We start from the raw sequence: 23,248 nt of genomic DNA on the forward strand, positions 1-23,248 counted from the left end.
ACTGGATTGCATCCAATTTAAATTGTTTGTCATAGTGCTTTGCCATAATGAGATCCTCCTTCAGTGCGGTAACTACATAGTACCATAAAATTTGTAATTAGGGATTCTCATTTTGACTTGTACTATTTATATTCTAGCACCAAACAATAAAAAAGAAGACGAGTGAGGAAGTGCAAATTCAGGTTTATTGAATTGAGTATATCATACTTAATGCCGAAAAATACTTGTTATGTAAAATAATTTAATTGCTTTGATGTTGTATTTTCGAAAACACCTTTACGAATAAATTTCCTCTTTGTTACATTCTTTAGATGAACTACAAACATTTCCAAATGTCCCATCGCCCATATCACCAATGTAACAATTCATATATGGAGATATAGGAAACAGGAGGAAAGAAAGTATGAACGAAGTGATAAAGTCAAGACATTTGAAAGGAAGCTACCGATGCAGTTTCAAAAGAGAACATGACATACCACTTGAAACAGGGAAAAGGAAGGAAAATGTCTATGATAAAGCCGTGCTGATCAAGGAAATTATCAAAAACGGAATTTATCATGGATATGACAAAGAACAGATCAAAGAAAGAATCATCCAGGCGTATGAAAAGATGGATTACCCGACAGCAGAAACGGCAAGGCTTCATGCAATGGATACTTACCGTCAGGTTATGCGGTATCTTAGCTGTGAGTCACGAAAACCGGCGGTGGCAGCTTCTCAAAAGATCATTGATATGGATGGTCTGTGCAGTGTGGAAGTGCGACCGGATTTTATCTTCAGAGGCTACCGGAATTTTGAGCGGGTGGTGTACAATGGGAAAAAACGCCAGAGAATAACTGTGCAGGAACCTTATCTGGAAGTTGTAAAGATATGCTGCAAAGCTCCGGATGTATCGCAGATCGGAAAAAATAAGGATACAGGTGCAAAACAGAATCTGGAGTTGTATTCCATGTTACGGTATGGAAGAACTTTATTATCTGAAGATGATGCACATATAAATGTAGGAGCCAGTTTTTACTTTTTGCGCAAAAAATCAGATTCTGCTACAAAGGAAGAATTTGAATCAGACTTTTTTCAGACCCAAGGTGGCGGAAACATTGTTACCTTGTGGGAAACACATCATGTTTCCAATCAGGGGGATTTTTCTCCGGATGCACAGGGAATGGACAAATTGTTTGTGCCGCAGCTGAAGGAATTCCTTCGGGGCGAGGATATGAACGGAAAAAAAGCATGTGATACCTGCAGCCTGCGACAGGTCTGCAATTTTACAAAACCACCGATCCATATCGAAAAGGAACGTTCCCAGCGGACAGTAAGCGATCTGATCCTGACGGATGAACAGGAAAATGCCATTGCATTCCGCAAAGGAATCGCAAGAATCAATGCGGGAGCCGGAGCTGGCAAAACACTGGTTACAGCTCTTCGGATAGCCAATATGCTGGATGAAGGAATCCGACCAGAAGATATGATTTTGCTGACCTTTACGAATACCGGGGCGGAAGAGATGCGGGAACGAATCCGGCTTTATACCGATGATCTTGGCTGTGAGGCGGATCTGGAAAAATTAACCTGTACAACTTTTCATGGCTTTGGTGACCGGATTATCCGTGAAAATTATCAGGAACTGGGATTTACAGAACCACCCAGATTGATCGATGAGGTAGAGAAATCAAAGATTGTTGCAAAACTCTTGAAAGAGATAACCGTCACCGGACTGGATTACCGGAACTTTAAGGCAAACCTGCCATATGTAAAAGGTGCTCTGACAACAGCAAAAACTGTTTTCTCATTGATTAAAAAGAACCGGTTGAGCCGTGGAGACGAAAGCAGGCTTCCGAAGCTGATGCAGGATTATGATCTGTATATTAAGGATTCTGCGGCAGCAGTGGAATTGTTCCAGCTGTATGATGCATACGATGCCATACTTCGTGAAAAGAATCTGATTGAGTATGCCGATCAGGAGCTTCTGATCATGGATCTTATCAAAAGGAACCCATATTATTTTGAAGATTTTGGCTACCGTCATATCATGGTAGATGAGTATCAGGACAGTTCGCCTATGCAGTTTGAACTATTAAAAATCCTGATAGATTCTCCGAGCTTTGAATCCTTTATGGTTGTCGGAGATGACAGCCAGAGTATCTTTTCTTTTCAGGGTTCTGACCCTGCGTATATGATCGAATTCTATGAGAAGCTTGGCGTTTCAAAGGGAACCGATTTCTTTTTACTGGAAAATCACAGATCGACACCGGAAATTATTGATTATGCAAATGAAATCAATAAGAAAAACCATAATCGCGTAGAAAAGGATCTGGAGGCTACCAGAGAACATGGAAAGTCTGTTACCGTAAAACAGTTCTGGAAAAAAGCAGAAGAAGAGCAGTATATTGTGTCTATGATAAAAGAGGCCAGGAAAGACTGGGAGTATGAAGACATGGCATACATTGCATTTTCGAGGGACGAACTGTTAAGGATCGGTACGATTTTAACAGAACATCAGATTCCTTGGATTATGTTAAATCCGGAGCCAACACTGAAAAATTCCCGCGTGATGGCAGCAATCGGTCTGTTACAGTTTATGAAAGATCCTACAGATACAACTTCAGCATTTATGTATCTGAACGCAGTAAGCAATAATACCATGACCCAAAAAGATACTGTGGAGATCATGGAGAAAATTGCAAAATTGCGAGAAGAATTGGAAATGCTTGCTTCGTATCCGGAACCGCAGAGTCTTCAAAAGCTGAAAGAACTACTGGAAGCACTGGATACAGAAGATGAGATTTATGCCGGATTTTTGAAGAAATTGCTGCAAAGAAAGAATCTAAAAGAGATCATAGAGTATGGTCAGGATTTTTTGGATTATGGAGAAAAAGAAACAGAAAAAAGGCAGCAGGATTATCCTGGTGTGGTATTAACTACGGCTCATTCATCCAAAGGAAAAGAATGGCCGGTCGTATTTAATGGAATATCCCATTATCATAACAAACAGTTAGGGCATGCCGAACAAGAGGAACGGAGACGTTTACTGTTTGTGTCGGCTACAAGGGCCAGGGACGTTTTATTTGTTACAGGACAGTCTGTTGCATACGGAGATAAGAAAAACAGAGTTTACAATTGCTTTCTGATGGAGTCCTTTGATGTACTGCATGAAGACTTTCAGAAAGAAGTAAGCTAACAACAATGTATTTGAGAAAGAGTGGGTTTTGCCTGCTCTTTTTTCATGCAGTTTTTCGATGTTTACAATATTGAATCGTTCATATTTCTAGTGTAACTATTCACAGCTGGAGAAGGCTATCAAACAGGAGGAAAGAAAAGGAATATGAAAAAAATGATTAAAATTCAGAAGGCAATGACTTATCCGAAAGCGGCAGATATGATGCAGCTATTGGATGCAAATACGGAAGAATATTTACCATTGAAAATTATTGTTTGTGAAAATAAAGTTGGAAAGATAGAATTTTTTGCTGAAGAAATGAAAAAAGAAAACGGAATTGGTTTTCTCGCCCGTGGCCAGGAAGAGGCTGCTGATATTTTCAGGCAGTATTTTCAGAAAAAAATCAACTGTTCGGTGTATCTTGTATCCTATGAGACAGGTCGCAATGTGATCTTCCATGCAGAACTTGAATATGAAACCTGTGAAGCAGAACTACTGCAGGTAGATGCATCTGTTTTTGAGGATATGTGTCAACAGATCATAGGGCTGGGAATTGCAGGAAGAAAAGAATTGGAGCGAAATATCCGGGTAATGAAAGATCATCGTTTCCCGGATGAACTGATCCGTCAGATCTTATCGCGGTATCGCAAGTATGACCGACCCATCCATATTCCCAAAACCATATACATTGACCCGGATAAAGAATCCAAAACGTCATTACTGGCATTGTGTGCCATTAATATCCTAATCGGATCCCCTTTGATTTTAGAAGGAGACAAGTCAGTTGGAAAAAATGTATGTGCGGAAACACTGGCTATGATTTTTCATATGCCATTTGATATGATCACCATGACAAGAAGCATGACTGCGGACGATTTATATGGAACAAAATCTACAGATAACACAGCAGCTGAAAAGCTGACGGTTGCCATGGCATCCGAGTATCTGAAGTATCAGATGGGCCAGGAGGATGCGGATATCCACGCAGCATCGGAATTTGAATATCTGAAAGCAAAGTCATCCTCAGTGTCCATTGTCCAGGAACACGCAAGTTTTGTCCACTGGTTGCAGCACGGAGGGGTCTACTGCCTGAATGAAATGAATATGGCAGAAGCGAACTTTCTGGCATCCTTTGCAAACCAGATAACCGATGGCTCCGGTTTTATTGATATTCAGGGGTACGGTCGGATCCAGATACATCCGGACTGTGTTCTGATCGGTACGCAAAACAGCAATTACACCGGAACTTGTGAACAGAACGATGCAACGATGTCACGTTTTGCCTGCATCGCGTTTGATTATCCTGCGAGTATCCGCCCTATGTTGGAAGCCGTAGTAGGGAAAAAACGTCTGGCCGGGCAGTATTTTGCGCAGGTGGATGCTTATTATTCCCTGCTGCGGGAATCGGTGCAACAGGGGACGTTGGAGAACAGCTGTTTAAATATCCGTGGATTTTGCAGGGCATTAAATGCGGTAGCATTAATCCCGGGGGCATCTACGTTAAGAAAGCAAATCGAACTGCATGTGATTAATACTTGCCCTTTGGATGAAAGAATGATGCTGGAGCAGCTTTTAAACCAGAAAATAACATTATAAAATAAGAACAGGATAGTAAAGGAGTATGCAAAAAGTGCATGCTCCTTTAAAATATACATTTTTCAAGCGTCTCCAGTATTTTTCCTTGATGCGGTTTTGGATGGTTCCAACTACCCATATTCTGATTGTAATACGATTTCAGAACATGGAGAAAATAGGAGGAAAGAAAATGAACGAACAATGGACAAGGGAAGAAAAAGAAACATGGAACCAAAAATACTATCAATCGCTGGATATGTCTTTGAAAATCTATCTGGCGAAACTTCCGCCAAACCGGATACCTGTATTGGAACTGGAAACCGATGAAAATTCCTGGACAAATCATGCAGTGATACATATCGGTACCGGGGATATTTTCATCCGTAACGAAAGAGAAATGATGGCATGGTCTACATTTTTACTGGGGCATGAGATACAGCATGTGCTTTCTACAACAGAAAAATCATGGGAATTCGGACTCGAAAGAGGATTCCAAAAAATCTGCGAAATATTTTCCAGACAGGTAGAAACTCCACCCAGAAGATTTGTTAAGGATGCAGACTATGATCTGTTTTTAATGGAGATACCAAAAGAAGGCTACCATATTTCCAAATCTGCACTGCAGAAATTTGTACATTTTATTGTCAACAGCCTGGAAGACGGACGCATCGAACGGATCCGTTGCCTGAAGAACCCAGGATACGTAAATTACATACGGCTGTGCCGTGGACAAAGCTGGGAGGAAGAACCACTTCCTGAGAAAATGAAAGAAAAGATTGATGAACCCAGGGTATATCTTGCAGTTGTATTAAATCAAATCCTGACATTGGCTACCATGTCTATTTACCAAAGAGGATTTGGTACGCTTGCAGTGGAACACATACAGATACACCGGCTGCTCCAGAAGGTAATCTCGCATATCCGCAAGGCCGTCAGTGCAAAAACATGCCGGGCATGCATGGAAGAGGCAGTTGAAATATGTGGTCTTCTTGCTTCGGAGATTATAGAAGCATGTAAATTGACACCACTGGAGGAGCTTTTAGCACAGTTAAACCAGCAATTCCCGCAAAACCAGTCATTTCCGGCGGACTCCCGCACAGAGCAGACGGGAGAAGGTGGAGAAAGCCAGCTGTTTTCCTTGTTTGGCAATTCTGATCTGACAGCAAACCAGGAACAGGAGCAAACGCAGAATGCAACTGCGGAGCAGGTGAAGGAGGCAGAGGTGCATGCTGCTATGAAAGATGCTGACCAGGCCAGCAGGGAAGAAATTGGGATCTTTATGAAAACAGGAAAAAGGGAACAGCCAGCAAAAGATGAGGTCACATCATCACAGGAAGATGTCCTTCCGGATCTTACATCCGTGCAGAATACATACAATGGAATGGTAACCTTCACAGAGAAAAAACGTACCTACCATCCGGATCAACAGATGCCGGTAACGTTGCTGGCCAGGGCAAGAAATCTGAAACGAAAAGTAGAAAAAATCTTTAAAAACCGCCAGGGCCTGTCCCTGCGCGGACAAAACAAAGGAAAGATCGATGCGGCAAAAGTTTATAAACTCGCTATGAACCGCATGGATTTTTTCAAAAGAACCCAACGAAGTGAACCGTTTGAAGGATGTGTGTACCTTTTGCTTGATAATTCCGGGTCAATGGGAAATGGAAGAATGAGCAAACGGAATTACTGCTGCGGGGCAGCTGCCGTCATCGAATATGCGTTTTCCGAACATGTACTGTTAAAAGAAACCGCATTTACCGCTTATACGGATTATATGGTGGAACACACGGTTATCAAAGACTGGCATGAGCATGTTTCTTCGAATGCGGCATGGAATTTTTATGAAAAAGATTCCTGTGCATCCTGTAATAAAGATGGTTATTCTATCCGCGTGGCTACAAAAGAACTACTGGCAAGGGTAGAAAAGAACAAACTTCTGATCGTAATCTCGGATGGTTTACCGAGTGCCTATCCAGGTGGCCGTGAGGATGGCATCGAAGATGTTCATGCAGCAGTGCGTGAGGCACGAAAAGCAGAGATCCAGGTGATTGCCATCTATATTCAGGATGATGATAACCGAAAAGAAGCGGAAGAGTTCCGGCAAATGTATGAAACCAACTGTATCACAACTCAGCCGGAGCAGATAGAAGCAGAGCTGGTACATATCTTAAAACGATTTTGCTTCCGGTAAAAAACAATCCTGAAAAGCATTTGGGACACACATGGTCCTGGATGCTTTTTTCATGCTGCATCGCTTTATGTAAATCGCCCATATTCAACATGAATTCTTCAGAAAGGAAGACGCAAAAAGCGCCGGGAAAAATGAAACAAGAATTGGATAATCTGGATCGACTGTTTGTCGAGCATTATAAGAGCATAAAAGCAAAAAAAGATGTCGTGGTTGCACCCTACGAGGGAAGCGACACGGGCGTACTGCGAATGGAATATGATATGGTCACGGAGCAGATCCATATCCTGTTAAAATTTGATAAAGCAAATAAAATGTATAATTTCCGCAGTGAACGACAGTATCCTTCCATGGATCAGGAGGCTGCTTATCATTTTGCCATGGATATTGCTGAAAAATATGATGGATTTCGCTGCAATGCCTATGACAATACGGTAATTATACAGCATGTAGGTACTTTCCGGGATATGGAAGAGACACAGGCGGCGGCATTACTGAAAAAGTCTATGGAGTCTTTTGAACGTATTGCAATGGAAAAACTGACCGAATTCGGAGACCTGTGCGGTATTACAGAACCAGAGGATGCAGGAGAGATTATAGAACTTCCGCCTGATCATACGGAAGAAACCGAATACGATACCTATGAATTGTCAAAACCACCTGCAGATAGAGAAAGCGAAAAACCGTATTCTACCAAAATGGCAGAGCTGTTATTTACTTATGAAACCGAACATCAGGACATTAAACATATCAATCCGGAAGCAGAAGTTGAAAAATCGAAAGAACAGAAAGAAAGCGTGTCCACCGGGCAGACAGTTATGAAGTCGTATCTGTTATCACATATCCAGAAAAAAGGAGGAAAAAAGTATCACTCGGAAGACGGCTCCTGCATATCTGCCAGATATTGTGAGGAGGGTATCCGATACTTTATATCCTATGTAGAGCAGGAACAGATACTGGAAATACGGGTTTCGCAAAAATATGACAAAGATATTACGGAAATAACAAAAGAGAACCCATTCCATTCCACGGTAAATTTAAAGCACGGGAATGTATTGATCTTACAGCGAACCATTGCTTCCTGTACCCCGGATATGTTTGAAAAATCTCTCCTTAGTATGAGAGAGGAAATTGACCGGTTTACCCAAATCCTGGAAAGCCAGTTACCGGAATCCGAAGCATTTACCACTGATCGTGCTGGCCTGACGGAATCTGGGAAAAATGAACATCTTGAGGGAAGTTTACAGAAAGACCAGGAAGATAAGTACCAGCAATGGGAAAATATTTTAAAAGAAAAAGAAATTTTCCTGGACAATCAGAAAAACGAGGTATTGTCCAGTCTGGAAGAACTGCATCAAAAAAGTACCCTGCTGTATGAAAAAGAAGCAGGATTACAGGAAGAGCAGGAAAAAATAAATGCATTATCATTTACACAGAACCAGAAAGAAACACAATTGCAGGAAAAGGAAATCCTGCTAAAGCAAAAAGAGGAAGTTTTAAACCATAAAGATGATGTACTGGTCAAAAAATCTCAGGAACTGCTGCAAAAAGAGAAAAATCTAAACGCACAGGAGGAAGATCTGCAAAAGAGGCAGGAACAGTCTCAGATGCAGCAGCGACAGTTGAAAGAGGATGAAGCGGAATTTTACAAACAGCGAAAATCCGGGGAAGAGACACTTCAGAGGATGCAGATCCAGGTTTCTTCTTTAACAAATCAGATACGGCTGCTGAAGCAGCAAAAGAATGATATCGATGAAATTCTGCTGGCTAAGAACCAGGAACTGCACGGGACTGTACCAACAGATCCGCATACAAAAGAAAAATATGAGTCACAAATCCGGGAATATTATACAGCATTAAAACAGGCAAAAATAGAGATCGACCGACTGGAGCAGGAAAATCTGACATTAAGAAGAGAAGAAAACACTTCCCGGAATGGATCAAATGATCAGCGCGTGCAAGAGCTACTGGAGGAATTATCGGATGCAAAAGAAGAAATTGAGCGTTTGAAAACAGCTTCTACATACCAGCCATCCGATCAAAACCAGATGATGCCTGAAACTGATGCAGAGCAATTTCTGGAATTTTTACAGATCCAAAAGGGAGCACAGCCGGAAATGCTGGAAAAACGCCATGCAGACGATGGCGTTTTGATCGAAATCCGCGGTGCTGTCCCAATCATTGTATCGTTTAAATCCGGAATCAATTTTGTAGAATGTACACTTACGAAGCGATGCAATCCAATGGTAATGAAAAAAATCAATAAATATAATGAGCAGAAAAGAAAATCTGTGATTTTTACCACACCAGGGGAAATCATATGCAGGACTATGTTTCTTTCGGCCACTGCCGATGAAATCTATGGCATGATGGAAGAAATCGTAAATGCACTGGAAGAACTATGAGGGAGGATACGGATATGTTTGGTATTAGCAGGGAATATCTGAAGATCTTACTTCTTATTGCATGTGCGGTTTTTATACTTACTGTTTTTTTGCTGTTTTTTGATATCTGGCGGGAAAATGTTGCATCAAAAAGAGATAAGACCTACATCTATTATTTTATGACTACACTGGAAGAAACAAATAACCTTAAACAGACACTGGAAAAAGTGTTGGCATTATACAGCCCCAAAGCAAGAGAGTATCAGGCGGTAAAAAGGGCACTGGATTATCTGGAACACTCCATTTATGGCGATTATGAAACAGCCGCCTGGATGATCGAAGAGGCATTATACAATAAGAAAATCCATGAAACACATCAACTTGCCATCCAGATATGCATAAAGAAATTATCACAGGCTGCCCTTGAAGATAAGAACACTTTTGGGATATGAAGGGAGAAAAATCATGAAAAAAATAGTTCGATGGCTGATACTGGCCGGTGGCATCATCCTTCTGTTGTGCCTGGGTTTTATGATTTATAAATCCTGGACGGTAAAGGAGACGTTAAAAACATCCGTAGTTGCCATAACAGCACAAAATCAAAAAACTTACACGCCAGGTCAGAAAATCCTTGCAGATGATTTTGAAGTGCTGGAAAAGCATGAAAACGAAAAATCCTTAAGACTTCATTCAAAAGAGTTCACCATTCAGCCGGATATGGCAGCGGAAACCGGCGATGTAACTTCCGTTACGATCACAAAAGTATCTGACCCATCTGTAACATGTACTGTAGATGTAAAAAATCAGAGAGTAGAAGTAGCTTCTTTTGATGTCGGATACCCAAATCTTACGGATGTGAAGGCCACCTTGTATTCCAATGGTGAACTTGCATTTACCGGATCAGGGAATGTGAAGAATTTCGAGAAGAAAAAAATGCCCTGGACTACTTTTGAAGGCGCGAGAAACCATCCGATCGTCAGCGTGGTTTTTGAAGATGGTGTCATGCCGGTATCTATGGATTACTGGTTTACCGGGCAAAAAGAATTAAAGAATATTGATGTGATTCCTTCCTCTGTACAGAGCATGGAAGATACCTTTGCAGAGTGTACTGCACTGAAGACTGGGCCTGACTGGAGCAGATGTGAAAGTCTTACTAATTTAAAAGGAACATTGAGTAAAGATACATCCCTTACCTATGTTTATCCGATCCCTTCTGGCGTAACAGTGCTGGATGAGATTTGTAATGGCTGCACGAGCCTGGAAGCAGCACCGGATATGTCCGGGGCAGCAGGGGTCTTGTATATGCAAGCGTCCTTCGCAGGCTGTGTTTCGCTGTATGATGTATCCTTGCCAATAAATGTGCAAAACCTGTCGAATACGTTTTCCGGGTGTCTGAATCTGGAAACAGCACCGGAGATCCCGGCCACGGTAGTATCCATGAACAACACTTTTAAGAAATGTTCGGCTCTGAAGCACGCATCTAAAATCCCGTCCGGGGTCACAGATCTTTCCAATACCTATGCAGAATGTCCGAAGCTGTGTGGCACATTGGAAATCGATGCGAACCCAGAAAAATACAATGGATTTCTTTCCAAAGCCGTAGTTTCTGTATCCTTGAATCTGACAGGAGCTTCATCGGTATTGGATTTACTGGGACTGACAAAAGATGAAACAGCGGATATTACAGTGAATGGAAATATCCCAACAAAAAATGGAGCCTGACAAGCTCCATTTTTGCATCTATATAAACTTTCCGGTTTACTGGGTAGAATCGTGTGACAGAGTATCCAGAATCTGCTGTTCCATGATATCTGCTGATTCTTCCGGAAGCATCTGAATCTTCTTTTTCTTCACGCGATGTTTCTTTTCATAGTAATATCCGGAAAAGGATTCTTTCATCTGATGCGTCCGTGTGATTTTTAGTTTCGCACGGTTCAATGTTTTTTTAATCTCGTCTACCGGATATCCGGTAATAGCGGCAATCTTTTTATAAGTCAGCTGTCTGCCATCCTCATCCACATGAAATACCCGTAATCTCAGTACCTCACGTTCCATATCATTCAGATACCGAAACGTGGATGCGAGAATTTGTGCTTCTTCTTTTTTTAAATAAAATGCTTCTGGTGACTGGTAAGAAGCTTCTAAAGAAAGCTCTACATCCTCCAGACTGCATTCTACTGAATTTTGTGTCTGAATCAGTGTTTTATGGATAGAATGTACGGAAATACCGGTCATGGCAGAGAGCTTATTTTCATTATACGGGATATTGTTTTGCGAACATATATTAATTGCTTTCCGTATTTTTGCTGCAATCTTGGAATAGTATGGTGAAATATGTTCATACTGGTGTCCGAGCAGTTCATAACATCTTGCCTGAATGTACTTTGTAAAATAAGTATTTGGCTTGCTTCGGAATGGATCGTAAGAAGCCATACGAATCATAACTTCTTCACAGCCTTCATGATACATATCTTCATAATCCACAGGCCGGACAGAAGCATAATTGGATGAACAGGTGCGTACAATATCTTTTATATAATTTTCTAATAGATCCAGCATTTCGCCATATGCCAATGTACGATATCCGTTATGGTACAACCACATAATATGCACACCATTATTTTTTGGATCAATCTTGTCTTGGGGTATTTCTTTTGGAAGGTTCCTAGCTTTTATATTATATGTCATCTTTCCCACTAATACGTATTTTCACGTATTCCCTTTCTTTTGTCAGATCATTATCAGCTGTTCGTATGAAGCCCGATAACTTGGTAAATAACAACAATGAAAGATGGTACTTCATACGAACCATACAGACCACACCAAAAAAGCTATCATTACTCTTCAGGGATCTGAAGTTGGATGGAAACTGTATATTGTCAGATCATTACATGAAAATACATGTAATAGCTGAAGGTGCAAAAGCACCTTCAGACATTAGAATTTTGTTGCGTAATCAGTTAAATGGAAGTTCTTCATCAATCGAATCCGGAACATCCATAAATGCATCTGTTGGAGATGGGTCAGAAGGTTTCGATTTATTCCCATTCCGGTTGTTTGATCGTCCTGCAGGAGTAGATGTCCTGCCTTTATTTTGCGAAACAGAATCTCCGGTGTTTTCCGAAGCGGATTTGCTCTCGGCAAATTCCTGTTCTTCAACGACCACTTCCGTTGTATAAATCGTTTGTCCTTCGCGGTTTTTGTAGCTTCCTGTCTGGATGTGTCCGGTAATGGCAATTTTGAGTCCCTGGTGAAAGTATTTTTCGGCAAATTCTGCCTGTCTTCCGAAGCTGACGCATGAGATAAAATCGGCGTTGATTTGATCTTCCCGTTTCATACGGCGATCAACAGCTAACGTAAAACGTGCGATTGCCAGAGTGTCCTGTCCGGTTGTATATCTCACTTCCGGATCTCTTGCCAGACGTCCCATTAAGATTACTTTGTTCATGTGTTGTTCCTCCCATATTTTTGTTAAAATTCTTTCCACTATCTGTTAAACAAGATATTTCCTTTCATGGAACCGGTGAAAGGTCTGGATACACCAGGTTGGGCATCCTTTTTTGTCCTTTCAAAGGTTTCTCCCTGGCTGTCGATCATATCCAGATGATGTAAGATAACAGCTTCCAGAAAGGCCGGCTGTACAGGTGATCCCCATTCCAGTTTTCCGTGATGTGACAGAATCATATGTTCCAGCTTTAAGATATCAACGGTAGGATCCAGTGCAAGTTTTTGCACGTAAGAATTGATAATCTCAATGCCGAGCACAATATGTCCTTTCAAATAGCCCTCATCTGTGAGATCTGAAGATCCGAGATCATCGGTAAAAAGTTCATGCAGCTTCCCGATATCATGTAAATCAACTCCAGCCATCAAAAGATCTGCGTCACAGTCATACAAAGAAGAAACGTATGTTGCCATTTCATGCATGCGGCAGATGTGATAGAGTAATCCACCAGCCATGTTATGATGATTTCGTTTGGCCCCTCCCCAGAGGAGAAGCTTGTCGTGATGATCTTCAAAGATTGCACCCACCAGGGATGCATATGGTTCCCGGTATTGTTTGATGTCATTCAGAATATTGTCAAATATCTGTGCAGTATCAATCGGAGCAGTCTTTGCAAACAGGGAAACCGGATACTGGTCACTGGAAGTGAACCCGTGGATGATGTAAGATGGCTGTCCATTGTACTCCTGAATTTCCAGCTTCAGGATAACAACACCTGGAATCTTTACCGGCACACGTGCATTGTTAAAGTCTTCCAGGCTGTAATTCCATCGTTTGGCATCAATATCTGTTTCTCCGTCTGTTAAGTAAAAGACCAGATAGTTACTTGGCGTATTTGATTTTGTCGTTTTTTCTTCAATTTTAGTGCAATACAAGACAAGTGTTTGTATTTTACCACATTTAGGATCGAGATCTTTAATTTTTCGTATGTTATGCATTTCGTTCCTCCATTTTATTCTTCCTCCATGATGTGAATATAGTTTCCAGTTGGAATATGGGTGATAATAGGGGTAACAAAAGAAAAAAATCAGCCGTTTTGTAACGACTGATTTTCTACACATGGAAAAATATTAAATTATGATGTTAAAGAAGCTGTAATCCGCTTTTGCGAGAGTAATAATACACAGAATCAGATAATATTTCATCTACAGGAAGTGATTCTTCGTTTACACTACAAACGATTTCTCTAAGTCCTTCCACATCTCTGCGCTCACTTGCTTTCAAAATCAGTACCTCATGAATGGAAGATGGCAGAATATACAGATCGTCATCCAATTCAGAACTAATATGTGCCAGTGTTTCTGGAAATGCATAGATGATACTTGCACCAAATAATTTTTTCTGAGTTGTTAATACGTAAAACTCCAAAGGCTTTTTTTCTGGCAAAGTAGAAAGAAGCTTTTTGGGAATAATATCCAGGATATTGACTAGCTGAGACATACCAAAAAAGTGTTCATAATTCTGAATTGCTTTTTGCCGCAGATAGTCCATATCCAGTTGCAGATAATCCATATGTGTCTGTCTGAGAAGATAGGAACTGTTATAACCATCTTCAGCTGGGAGTGCAATGCGAAAGATAACTGAAAGATCCATAAAATTGATATGCACATGATCCTTTAAAAAATCTGCATTTCGCTCATTTCCTACAAGCTGAATATATACGTGCTCATAAATATATTCTGCGGTTATCCAATCGGAAAAATGCCTATTTTTGAAAAACTTCGTTTGGACTGTACATGCAAACTGTGCAAAGGTATAATTGAGATTTCCAGTATCCTTATAGAACTGATACATGTCTTCCAGGTATACGACCGGCATAATTGACATTTCTTCATGAGAACTTTTAAAAGAAATTGCAGTTTTTGCTATATTCATCTTATATAATGGATACATTATCATTTCCTTGTCTTTAAAAGACTCATCCAGAAATCTCTTGAAATCTTTCGTAACTGCTTCCTTAAATTCATTCATTGTCAACATTTTCTTTCCTCCTGTTTTGTGTTTCTCCATATTGTGAAAAGTTACATACAGAATATGGGTAAGCAGGCAGCAGAAAAAAGAGAAGTGTTATACTTTCCCGGTCATTCGGCACTGTTTTTTATAGTTTTTCTGAAACGAATAATAAATAAAATAGAAGTTATCCCGCTGATCCGGCGGCAGGACCTTGTGGAGCAGGGAGAGCGGATCCATTCCCAGCAAATTCATAAGCGTAAACAATCCATACTTTTTCATGAAGCGGACACCTTCCATAGAAGAAAAAAATTCGTACATTTCTTTTACAGAAGAGAACGGATGATAATGTTCAATCGCATACTGCATACAGATACATAGTTTTGCAACGCCTTCTTCGCCAGTGGCATAATTCCTTGGAAATTGTATTTTTCCATCGAGAATCTGTTTGTAGATATTGATCACGCTGCTTTTCACAGTAAAGGGAACGAGATCCGGATAAAGCAAATGAAGGACATACGAAAGATTTCGGTCTTTTTCCAGTTCAAAGGGAAAATTAATATGCTGAATCAGCACCTGCAGCTTCATCAATTCTACCGTCTGTGCATGAAACAGGCTACAGACCTGCCGTGGCGTCCAGTTTAACAGTTCCTCGCAGGCGTAGCGGATGCATTCGACCACCAGATCCTGCGTGCATACACTGCTTTCAAAAAAGTATTGGGAAAAATCCGTCCGCTTTCCAATTAGTAACTCTTCATATTCTTCAATAAAATTTGACAGTAACGACAAATTACAGTTCATAGCATGTACCTCCTGTGTTTTCCGGTAATATGGGTGAAACCTGACCGGATATCGGGTTTTGTTTTTGTTATGGCGGAAGGTTCGTCCATATTTTAAGAAAAAGGAGGAACTGACATGGCAGATGATATGGCAAGACATTCCATTTCCCTTGCGATGCAGATGACAGAGCGGGCAGCTTCTATGATTGCGACAGAGGTAACTGCTGTTACAAACCTGCTTGAGGCCGCTGCCGATTATGACAATCGTGCCGGGAAATTACTGAAGTATCAAAAGGATGGGAATTTAAACTATAACCTGTGTGATAGGAACTATTCCGGTGATTTTGAAAAACAGTTAAAACAGGAGGGGATTCTATATTATAAAGTCCTGAACTCCAAAGATCCGAAATACGATCTTTTCATTTATCCGGACTGCTATGGAAAACAAGTAACAGAACTGGTAAAAGACCATATGATCCAGAAAGGTCTGATAAACATCGTGGAGAAAGATGAAATGGTCCGGACATATAGAGGAAGAAATCTTATGTCTGTAGATGGCCTTACGAAAGAACAGCTGGTAATACTAAAAGAATTGCTACGAGGAAAACCGGTTACCGTTTCAGTCACGCGATCCGAGAAAGCAGGAAACTATAAACTGCTGTTTCATAAAGACATGGAGCCGATGATTCAAAAAGGCCTGCTACAGGAATGTATCCTGGCGAATGGACAAAACCATTCCAAAGTGGCGGAGGCGGTGGCTTTTGATGTTTCCTATAAAAGAAACCTGTATGATCAGGCGATACAAAATACAAGGGAACATTACTATATTTTAAGTGAAAACAAAGATGTTCTGGAAGTCACGCCGAATGGCTGTGCGTACCTGGGAGAAGACGGAAAATACATCCTGGATAAAAAAGATGTCCAATACAAAGAAAAGCTCTATGCAGCCATCTTCAGGATGCAGCGGCCGGTATCGTACAGCCGTATGGATTTTCAAAAGTATCGAAAAGAACCGGAAGAAAAAAGGCGGAAATGGTATCTGAAAAAGGTAGAGATGGAAAAATACCCGGATTACAGTAAACTTTTGCTGCAAGAGATGAAAAACCTGGAAGCCAAAACCAGCCTGATGGAGAAGAAAATTGCTATGGATAACCCGAACCGCCAGGTATCCGAATATGATCTGTTTAATGATAAAATGAGTTTTACTTCATTTGAGGAAGAGGAGTTTCGAAACACGGAGCATGAAATCGAACTTATGTCACAAAAAGAAGTGGAGGAAATCTCTGAACAGCTTACAGAGTACCGGATCAAACCGGAAACCATTAATTTCAGTCAGTACCAGATCTTATACGAAACCGGACGAAGACAGGAGCATATGCCGGATCTTTTCCAGGATTCACAGGAACGAAATTTCCAGAATACCAGGGATATGCTGGATCGAGAGCATCCCTATGAAGAACATTAGGAGAAGAGCATCAGATGGCAAAACAGATAGAATCACAGAAAGCACAAAGCACAAAACTGATGCATATTTCGATATCACTGGCGGTTGGAATCTTTAGTGCAGTTATCCTGGCCCATATGGCTTATCTTAAAAATATGCAGGCTGTTTCTATTCCAGAGGCACTGATACAGTCTCTCCAGGATATTACAGAATTAAAAGACTGTTCCATTTTTCCACTTACCGTAGACACTTTCTATGGAATTATGGCAGGAGCCGGTGTTGGCCTGCTCACATTTTTCTTCTTATATAATGAATATGAACGGTTCCGGCATTATACCACAGACGAAGAGTGCGGGTCTGCTGCATTTAACGATATGGGAAAAGATATGATAAAATTTTCCATGGAGTATGCAGAACCGTTTGGGAAAAAAGAAGACGACGGGGCAAGCAATATGATCTGTAGCAAGCATGTCCGTATCTCAACAAACTTCTGGCATACCGGGATCAATGCAAACTGTACCGTGTTCGGATCGGCGGGTTCCGGTAAATCTTTCCGGATTGTAAAGCCGAACATCCTGCAGGCCAACGCCTCCTACGTGGTAACAGATCCATCCGGAGAACTGTTACGAAGCACCGGGACATTTTTAAAAAAACAAAAGTACCGGATTAAGATATTCAACCTTTCCGATATGAAACATTCGAACTGCTACAATCCCTTTGAATATATCCGGGATGATGCGGGAGTCATGACACTGGTAAAGTGCCTGATCAAGAATACCAATCCAAAAGAAGCAAAGACCGGGGATCCATTCTGGGAAAAGTCAGAAGAGGCTCTGTTATCGGCCTGCATCTATTATCTGAAGGATTTCACGGAAGATAAATCCCTGAGAAATTTTTCTTCCGTCATGAAACTGCTCCGCGCCGGAGAACTGAATGAACAGAACCCAAACGTAAAAACAGAGCTGGATGAATTATTTGACCACCTGCCAGAAGGGTGCATGGCCTGGAAAAATTATAAGACTTTCAAGCTGGCCCCGACCAAAACCCGGATGAGCATCATGATATCGTTAGGTGTCCGGCTAAATCCATTCAATGTTGAAGATGTGGCAAATCTGACCCATATGGACACACTCGATCTGGCATCCATTGGTGATGAAAAGACTGCACTGTTCATTATCACACCACAGGCAGACCAGACTTATATGTTCCTGGCCTCGATGCTGTACTCACAGTTGTTTGAAACGTTATACCATAAAGGAGAGCACGAACTTCCACCGGAAGCAGATAACCGGCTCCCCATCCATGTGCGCTGTATCCTGGATGAGATAGCAAATATTGGAGAGATCCCCGGGCTTCCTTCGCGCATGGCCACGATGAGAAAGTATAATATTTCCTGTACCCCTATCTGGCAGTCGCTGTCACAGATGAAATCCCGGTATAAAGATGACTGGGAAGAAATGCTTTCAAATTCCAGCACGTTGATCCTGCTTGCAACGAATGAGGAGACAACCGCCAAATATTTTAGCGAAATCCTCGGAAAAGCAACGATCCGCCAGAGAAACAGAAACCTGTCCGATGGCGGAAAGAAATCATCCAGTAAAAGTTTCCAGCAGACCGCACGGAATCTGATGGATCCCAGTGAGATCGTCCAGATGGACAAATCGGAATGTATCGTCATCGTAACCGGCAGCAAACCGATCCGGGATCAGAAATACGATGCGACCAAACACAAAAACTGGCAGGAGACAAAAGAACTTTTTGATTACCATGCGTATTCGGTATACGATACCTCAAGAAATGATGAACGGGATCTGTTCATCAAACAGATGCAGCTGTCCGCCATGATCGACAGTATCCACAAAATGACTCTGCCACAGCCGCTTGAAACGGATACGGAGAAAAGTAATCCACTGACCGATGCGATAGGAACGGAGTAAATTGCTGATGATGTGATTTTGAAACTGTGTGCATTTCCTATTTATTCATTGTAGCACATGGAAATGTACGTTATAATCAATATATATTAGCATGAAAAGGTGATACAATGAAAATCGATTTTATTGAACTGACTAATTTTAGAAATATTCAAAAGCAGAAGATAAATTTTAAGGATAAAAAATTTTGTCGCGCTCTACGGTGACAATTGAAGCGGAAAGACAGCGATATTAGAAAGCATCACAAAAGGTTTTGTTCCGATCTTACGAACCATTAATTCACAGGCTATGAAAGGATGTGATCTGAGCAATACAGACATCCGGAGTGGTGCTAACAGTACCATGATAACCTTGGGAATCACACTGGATGGCGAACAATATGTGTGGACAAATAGAAAAAGACTTTCTTCTCAGTATCCTCTTGTTATTGTGACGTTGGTTTTGTCTAGTTTCATATAGTCCCGTAACGCCCTAGTTACAAGGGTTTCACGGATTTTGAAAATTTGTAGTTGTTCATCAAAAATCGTCATTTTTCAGAAATTTGGGGTCAAAATTGGCGTCAGATAGCACACCAGAGAGAAAAATTAAATATTTTATAGACTATGGAACGTACACTTTTGGCGTTCCTTTTCTATTTCCAGTCGTTCAGAAATGGACGGCTTTTTTCATACCCAAAATCAAAAGGAGAAAGAGAAAATATGAATAAGCTAGTAAAGCGATTGCTGACAGGAACGCTTGCTTTTGCAACCATTCTCACGGCATTACCAGTGACGGCGGTTCATGCGTCCGGCAATCAATACTGGACAGAATCAGCAGAACGTGTCGGCTACATTGAACACGTTATGAATGATGGTTCTATCAAATCTACATTCAATGAGGGACACATGAAAGTTGAGGGCGAAACTGCCTACTACGTGGATATCAACACCAGTTTCAAGAATGGATATAAAACACGTTCTGACGCAAGCTCCCGTATGAGTAGCGATCAGATTACGGACGTTGCTCTTTCCTTAGAGTACGTCAAGCAATATACCGCTTCTCATACGAACTTGAATTACAAACAGGGATATTTGCTGGAACAGTGTGTTGTCTGGCAGAGGTTGAGTGAACAGCTCGGCTGGCAGTGCGATAATGTCAAAGCTTCCTATAATGAAATCTCACAGGCAGTACAGAATGAAGTTTACGCTGGTGAACGGACGGCATTTTCTATTATCAACCGTTATGTACGCTTCGTGGATAAGGAAGCAGACAAGAAACGGAGCGACTGGAAATTATCTGTCCGCTGGACGTGGTTCATCGGGGAAAACAGAGAGCCGTTAAAGCACACGACCAAACCAGAACCTTACACACTGGATAGAACTTTACGCTGGATTCAACGGCAGGTTGACCCGACACTCAAAATGCTGGAAACAATCACAGCGAAAACAGGGATTGATTATCTGAAAGAAATCCGTAAATCTACGAAACTGACGGAAAAGCACTACAAGATAATCGAACAACAGACCACATCTACCGAAGATGTGATTTTAGAAAAGGAGAATTGAACAATGCAACGATTATTATTTGATTTCCTGTTCTTCTCTTTAGGGGGAACAGTTGGCGTGGTTGCCATGTGTATTTTACAGGCTGGCAGACAGTCTGACCAAAAAATGATGGAACTGAAAGGAGAAAAGAAAGCATGAATTTTGGACAGAACCTTTATAACTGGTTTTTAAGCAACGCACAGAGCCTTGTGCTGATGGCGATTGTTGTTATTGGTATCTACTTGGGATTCAAGCGTGAGTTTTCCAAACTCATCGGATTCTTGGTAGTTGCCTTAGTCGCCGTTGGTCTTGTATTCAATGCGTCCGGCGTAAAAGACGTATTGTTACAGTTATTCAATAAGATTATTGGAGCGTAAAATTAGTATTGCTATTGTGCGTACATTTGCATATAATAAAGATAGATGGAAATACTACTCACGAAAGGAGATGTTTTATATGGCTACAAAATCAGCAAATTTATATGTAAGGATTGAACCAGATGTCAAAGAAAAAGCAGAAAGTATCCTGTCTACACTTGGTATCCCTGCTTCCAGTGCTATCAATATGTTTTATAAACAGATTATCTTACAAAGAGGACTTCCGTTTGAAGTAAAAATACCGTCTGCCAGATCTGTTGACATCAGCACATTATCAGAAGCAGAGTTCAATGAAGAATTGGAGAAAGGATATGCGGATATGCAGGCTGGACGGACAAAAAATGCGAAGAAAGCCTTTGCTGACATTCGCAAGGATTATGGCTTATGATATATGAAGTAGAAGTATCCGAACAGGCTGACAGTGATTTGAGAGGAATTTTTGAATATATTGCTTTTGAATTGCAATCGCCGGAAAATGCAAGCGGACAACTTGACCGTCTGGAAGAACAGATATTAAGTCTGGATACGATGCCAGAACGTTATCGAAAATATCAAAAAGAACCGTGGAAAAGTCGTGGACTTCGTGTATTACCAGTAGATAATTATGTGGTACTTTATATTCCAGATAGCGATAAAAAGGTTGTAACAATACTTAGAGTAATGTATGCCGGACGGGACATAGACAATCAGTTAAATCTCCACACAAAGCAATAAAGGATATGATTTAAAGCAGTCTTTCATTTATGATCGACTGCTTTTTTCATATTGTGTGTCCAGCGAAGCTGGACCACGCTAGTAAAATTAAAACAATTATAAAAGAGGCCATTCAAACAACGGGGCATCATCCATTTTTGTTTGTTGGTTCAGGATTAAGTAAACGCTACTTAGGATCTGAAAAATGGGACGAATTATTAAGATAGTTTTGTACTGAATTTAGCAGTAATGAATTTCAATATGATGTGTATGCAAATATGGTTGACGAAAAGGACTATTATGAACAGCAGCCAGCTATTGCATATTTATTGGAAAAAGATTATAACAATAAAGTTCTTACAACAGATCAATATTTAGATTTTAGGAAAAAGCATACTCCAAAAGTATTAAATGGTAATTCTGAATTAAAGCGTTTAATAAGGATGTATGATTTGTTGAAATATAAATAAAAATATCCCGCCCAAATCATCTAATAGTGCGAACACCTAGAATCAGTGGTGGGATATAATTATTAGCTTTTGTAGATTTTACCATCATGTATAGTGCGAACACCACAATCAAGTACATACACAGTATATCAAAAGAAGATACATTTTTCAACTAATAAGAAAAAAATTATAAGAATATATCAATTTTTAGCTACCTTCAAACTCATGCAAGATAAAATTGCAAAGTTTGAAGGCCTTTTTATTGTGGATTGGAATCTGTATTCGCTAATTTGTATGATTTCACGTATTTCAACCATATCTCCTTTAAAAGATATCTGTAAAATTTTGGAAATATGCAAAATGTGGAGCTTCTGAAAACACGCTACAATAGAGGAAAAGGAGGAACGAAAAAGATGTGTGTTGTTTTATCAAATATCAATATAAAGGGCGGTATCGGAAAAACGATTGGAAACGCAACTATGGCAGAAATACTGGCGAAATGCGGAAAGAGTGTGCTTCTGGTGGATAATGATCCGCAATGTAACATGACCGGGCTTTTCGGGATGATGACAGATGAGGAACGTTATACGATCAAAGACCTGTATATGTGTCCGCAGGAAAGACTTCCGGAATATGCCAGACAAATGGTTTATCCGACGAAATACGAGAATATTGACATGATCGTATCGGAACCGGGACACAGAGATACGATCTCTTATGTCGAACAGTTAAGAGACTGTGATACCAGAAGCATCCTGGCAAATGCGATTTCCTTTTTTAAGAAGGATTACGACTATATCATCATTGATAAAAACCCCAGTGCAGATATCCTTGCCACAAATGTCCTGGTGGCCTGCGACGAGGTGATTGCGCCGGTAGAAATGGATGGATTTTCTTATCAGGGACTGACCAATTTATTCCTGGAAATCCAAAACATAACATCGAATGGAGAACTGAATCCCTTTTTGACATTCCGCGGGATCTATATGGTCAAGGTGGAGAAAAACACCAACCTGTTCCGCTCTCTATATGAGGCATATAAAAAAGAACTTGGTGAATTTTTCCTGCAGGCCACGGTGCGAAAGAGCATCCAGGTGGCTGAATGCTCGGCAAAATCTATACCGTTGTTGCATTATAAGAAGCGGTCGAACCCTCTGGAAGATTATATCCTATTGATGGAAGAACTGAAATACATTATGTCCGATCAGGCCAGGGAGCTGTTGAAAGAGCATGCCACCTCGAAAGAATATAAAACCGCAAAAATCATCAGAAAATAGATAAGAAAGGAAAATA

20 protein-coding genes are annotated in these 23,248 nt (G+C 40.7%); 15 read left to right on the top strand and 5 right to left on the bottom strand.

Features of this window, described 5'->3' with window-relative positions; all coding sequences use genetic code 11:
* The first annotated feature begins 403 nt into the window (after nucleotides 1–403).
* The 6 genes from FYJ57_RS11870 (at nucleotide 404) to FYJ57_RS11895 (ending at nucleotide 11,023) form a co-directional block, all read left to right on the top strand.
* Nucleotides 404–3,178, top strand: coding sequence for an ATP-dependent helicase (locus FYJ57_RS11870; protein WP_154432804.1), 2,775 nt, complete (start codon nucleotides 404–406; stop codon nucleotides 3,176–3,178).
* A 144-nt stretch (nucleotides 3,179–3,322) separates the two neighbouring features.
* Nucleotides 3,323–4,753, top strand: coding sequence for an AAA family ATPase (locus FYJ57_RS11875; protein ID WP_154432805.1), 1,431 nt, complete (start codon nucleotides 3,323–3,325; stop codon nucleotides 4,751–4,753).
* A 169-nt stretch (nucleotides 4,754–4,922) separates the two neighbouring features.
* The gene (locus FYJ57_RS11880; protein WP_205839970.1) at nucleotides 4,923–6,920 is read left to right on the top strand and encodes a cobaltochelatase CobT-related protein; all 1,998 of its coding nucleotides are present in this window, start codon (nucleotides 4,923–4,925) and stop codon (nucleotides 6,918–6,920) included.
* 131 nt (nucleotides 6,921–7,051) lie between these two features.
* Nucleotides 7,052–9,322 (top strand): coiled-coil domain-containing protein, encoded by a 2,271-nt coding sequence (locus FYJ57_RS11885; protein ID WP_154432807.1) that lies wholly within the window; start codon nucleotides 7,052–7,054, stop codon nucleotides 9,320–9,322.
* Nucleotides 9,323–9,336: 14 nt separating this feature from the next.
* The gene (locus FYJ57_RS11890) at nucleotides 9,337–9,753 is read left to right on the top strand and encodes a hypothetical protein (protein WP_154432808.1); all 417 of its coding nucleotides are present in this window, start codon (nucleotides 9,337–9,339) and stop codon (nucleotides 9,751–9,753) included.
* 13 nt (nucleotides 9,754–9,766) lie between these two features.
* The gene (locus FYJ57_RS11895) at nucleotides 9,767–11,023 is read left to right on the top strand and encodes a leucine-rich repeat protein (RefSeq protein ID WP_154432809.1); all 1,257 of its coding nucleotides are present in this window, start codon (nucleotides 9,767–9,769) and stop codon (nucleotides 11,021–11,023) included.
* A gap of 36 nt (nucleotides 11,024–11,059) precedes the next feature.
* Here FYJ57_RS11895 and FYJ57_RS11900 read toward each other — a convergent pair whose 3' ends face one another.
* The 5 genes from FYJ57_RS11900 to FYJ57_RS11920 all read right to left on the bottom strand — a co-directional run bounded on the left by FYJ57_RS11900 (nucleotide 11,060) and on the right by FYJ57_RS11920 (nucleotide 15,557).
* Nucleotides 11,060–11,875 carry a sigma-70 family RNA polymerase sigma factor gene (locus FYJ57_RS11900; RefSeq protein WP_205839971.1) on the bottom strand — a complete coding sequence of 272 codons (816 nt, stop codon included), beginning with the start codon at nucleotides 11,873–11,875 and terminating at the stop codon, nucleotides 11,060–11,062.
* A gap of 382 nt (nucleotides 11,876–12,257) precedes the next feature.
* Entirely contained in the window at nucleotides 12,258–12,749 is a 492-nt protein-coding gene (locus FYJ57_RS11905) for a single-stranded DNA-binding protein (RefSeq protein ID WP_154432811.1), read from the bottom strand.
* Between the two features lie 38 nt (nucleotides 12,750–12,787).
* Complete coding sequence (locus FYJ57_RS11910; protein WP_205839972.1) at nucleotides 12,788–13,744, bottom strand: HD domain-containing protein; 957 nt, start codon at nucleotides 13,742–13,744, stop codon at nucleotides 12,788–12,790.
* Nucleotides 13,745–13,889: 145 nt separating this feature from the next.
* On the bottom strand, nucleotides 13,890–14,786 hold the full coding sequence (locus FYJ57_RS11915; protein WP_154432813.1) for a DUF5688 family protein: 897 nt from the start codon (nucleotides 14,784–14,786) through the stop codon (nucleotides 13,890–13,892).
* A gap of 87 nt (nucleotides 14,787–14,873) precedes the next feature.
* Nucleotides 14,874–15,557, bottom strand: a complete 684-nt coding sequence (locus tag FYJ57_RS11920; protein ID WP_154432814.1) for a DUF4046 domain-containing protein — start codon at nucleotides 15,555–15,557, stop codon at nucleotides 14,874–14,876.
* A 114-nt stretch (nucleotides 15,558–15,671) separates the two neighbouring features.
* On the opposite strand from FYJ57_RS11920, the gene FYJ57_RS11925 reads away from it, so the two are divergent.
* The 9 genes from FYJ57_RS11925 (at nucleotide 15,672) to FYJ57_RS11965 (ending at nucleotide 23,232) form a co-directional block, all read left to right on the top strand.
* Entirely contained in the window at nucleotides 15,672–17,000 is a 1,329-nt protein-coding gene (locus FYJ57_RS11925) for a hypothetical protein (protein ID WP_154432815.1), read from the top strand.
* 14 nt (nucleotides 17,001–17,014) lie between these two features.
* Nucleotides 17,015–18,916, top strand: coding sequence for a VirD4-like conjugal transfer protein, CD1115 family (locus tag FYJ57_RS11930; RefSeq protein ID WP_154432816.1), 1,902 nt, complete (start codon nucleotides 17,015–17,017; stop codon nucleotides 18,914–18,916).
* 695 nt (nucleotides 18,917–19,611) lie between these two features.
* Entirely contained in the window at nucleotides 19,612–20,457 is an 846-nt protein-coding gene (locus FYJ57_RS15945; protein WP_154432817.1) for a replication initiation factor domain-containing protein, read from the top strand.
* Between the two features lie 3 nt (nucleotides 20,458–20,460).
* Entirely contained in the window at nucleotides 20,461–20,595 is a 135-nt protein-coding gene (locus FYJ57_RS11940; RefSeq protein ID WP_154432818.1) for a DUF3789 domain-containing protein, read from the top strand.
* Complete coding sequence (locus FYJ57_RS11945; protein WP_004844214.1) at nucleotides 20,592–20,813, top strand: hypothetical protein; 222 nt, start codon at nucleotides 20,592–20,594, stop codon at nucleotides 20,811–20,813. The genes FYJ57_RS11940 and FYJ57_RS11945 overlap by 4 nt, the downstream gene beginning before the upstream one ends.
* A gap of 79 nt (nucleotides 20,814–20,892) precedes the next feature.
* Complete coding sequence (locus tag FYJ57_RS11950; RefSeq protein ID WP_154432819.1) at nucleotides 20,893–21,201, top strand: type II toxin-antitoxin system RelB/DinJ family antitoxin; 309 nt, start codon at nucleotides 20,893–20,895, stop codon at nucleotides 21,199–21,201.
* On the top strand, nucleotides 21,198–21,527 hold the full coding sequence (locus FYJ57_RS11955; protein WP_154432820.1) for a type II toxin-antitoxin system RelE/ParE family toxin: 330 nt from the start codon (nucleotides 21,198–21,200) through the stop codon (nucleotides 21,525–21,527). Before FYJ57_RS11950 ends, FYJ57_RS11955 begins: the two co-directional genes overlap by 4 nt.
* Nucleotides 21,528–21,784: 257 nt before the next feature.
* Nucleotides 21,785–21,976, top strand: a complete 192-nt coding sequence (locus FYJ57_RS11960) for a hypothetical protein (RefSeq protein ID WP_154432821.1) — start codon at nucleotides 21,785–21,787, stop codon at nucleotides 21,974–21,976.
* A gap of 392 nt (nucleotides 21,977–22,368) precedes the next feature.
* The gene (locus tag FYJ57_RS11965) at nucleotides 22,369–23,232 is read left to right on the top strand and encodes a ParA family protein (protein WP_205839973.1); all 864 of its coding nucleotides are present in this window, start codon (nucleotides 22,369–22,371) and stop codon (nucleotides 23,230–23,232) included.
* The last annotated feature ends 16 nt before the right edge of the window (nucleotides 23,233–23,248 follow it).

The sequence above is a fragment of the Oliverpabstia intestinalis genome, assembly GCF_009696065.1.
Taxonomy (GTDB): Bacteria; Bacillota; Clostridia; order Lachnospirales; family Lachnospiraceae; genus Oliverpabstia; species Oliverpabstia intestinalis.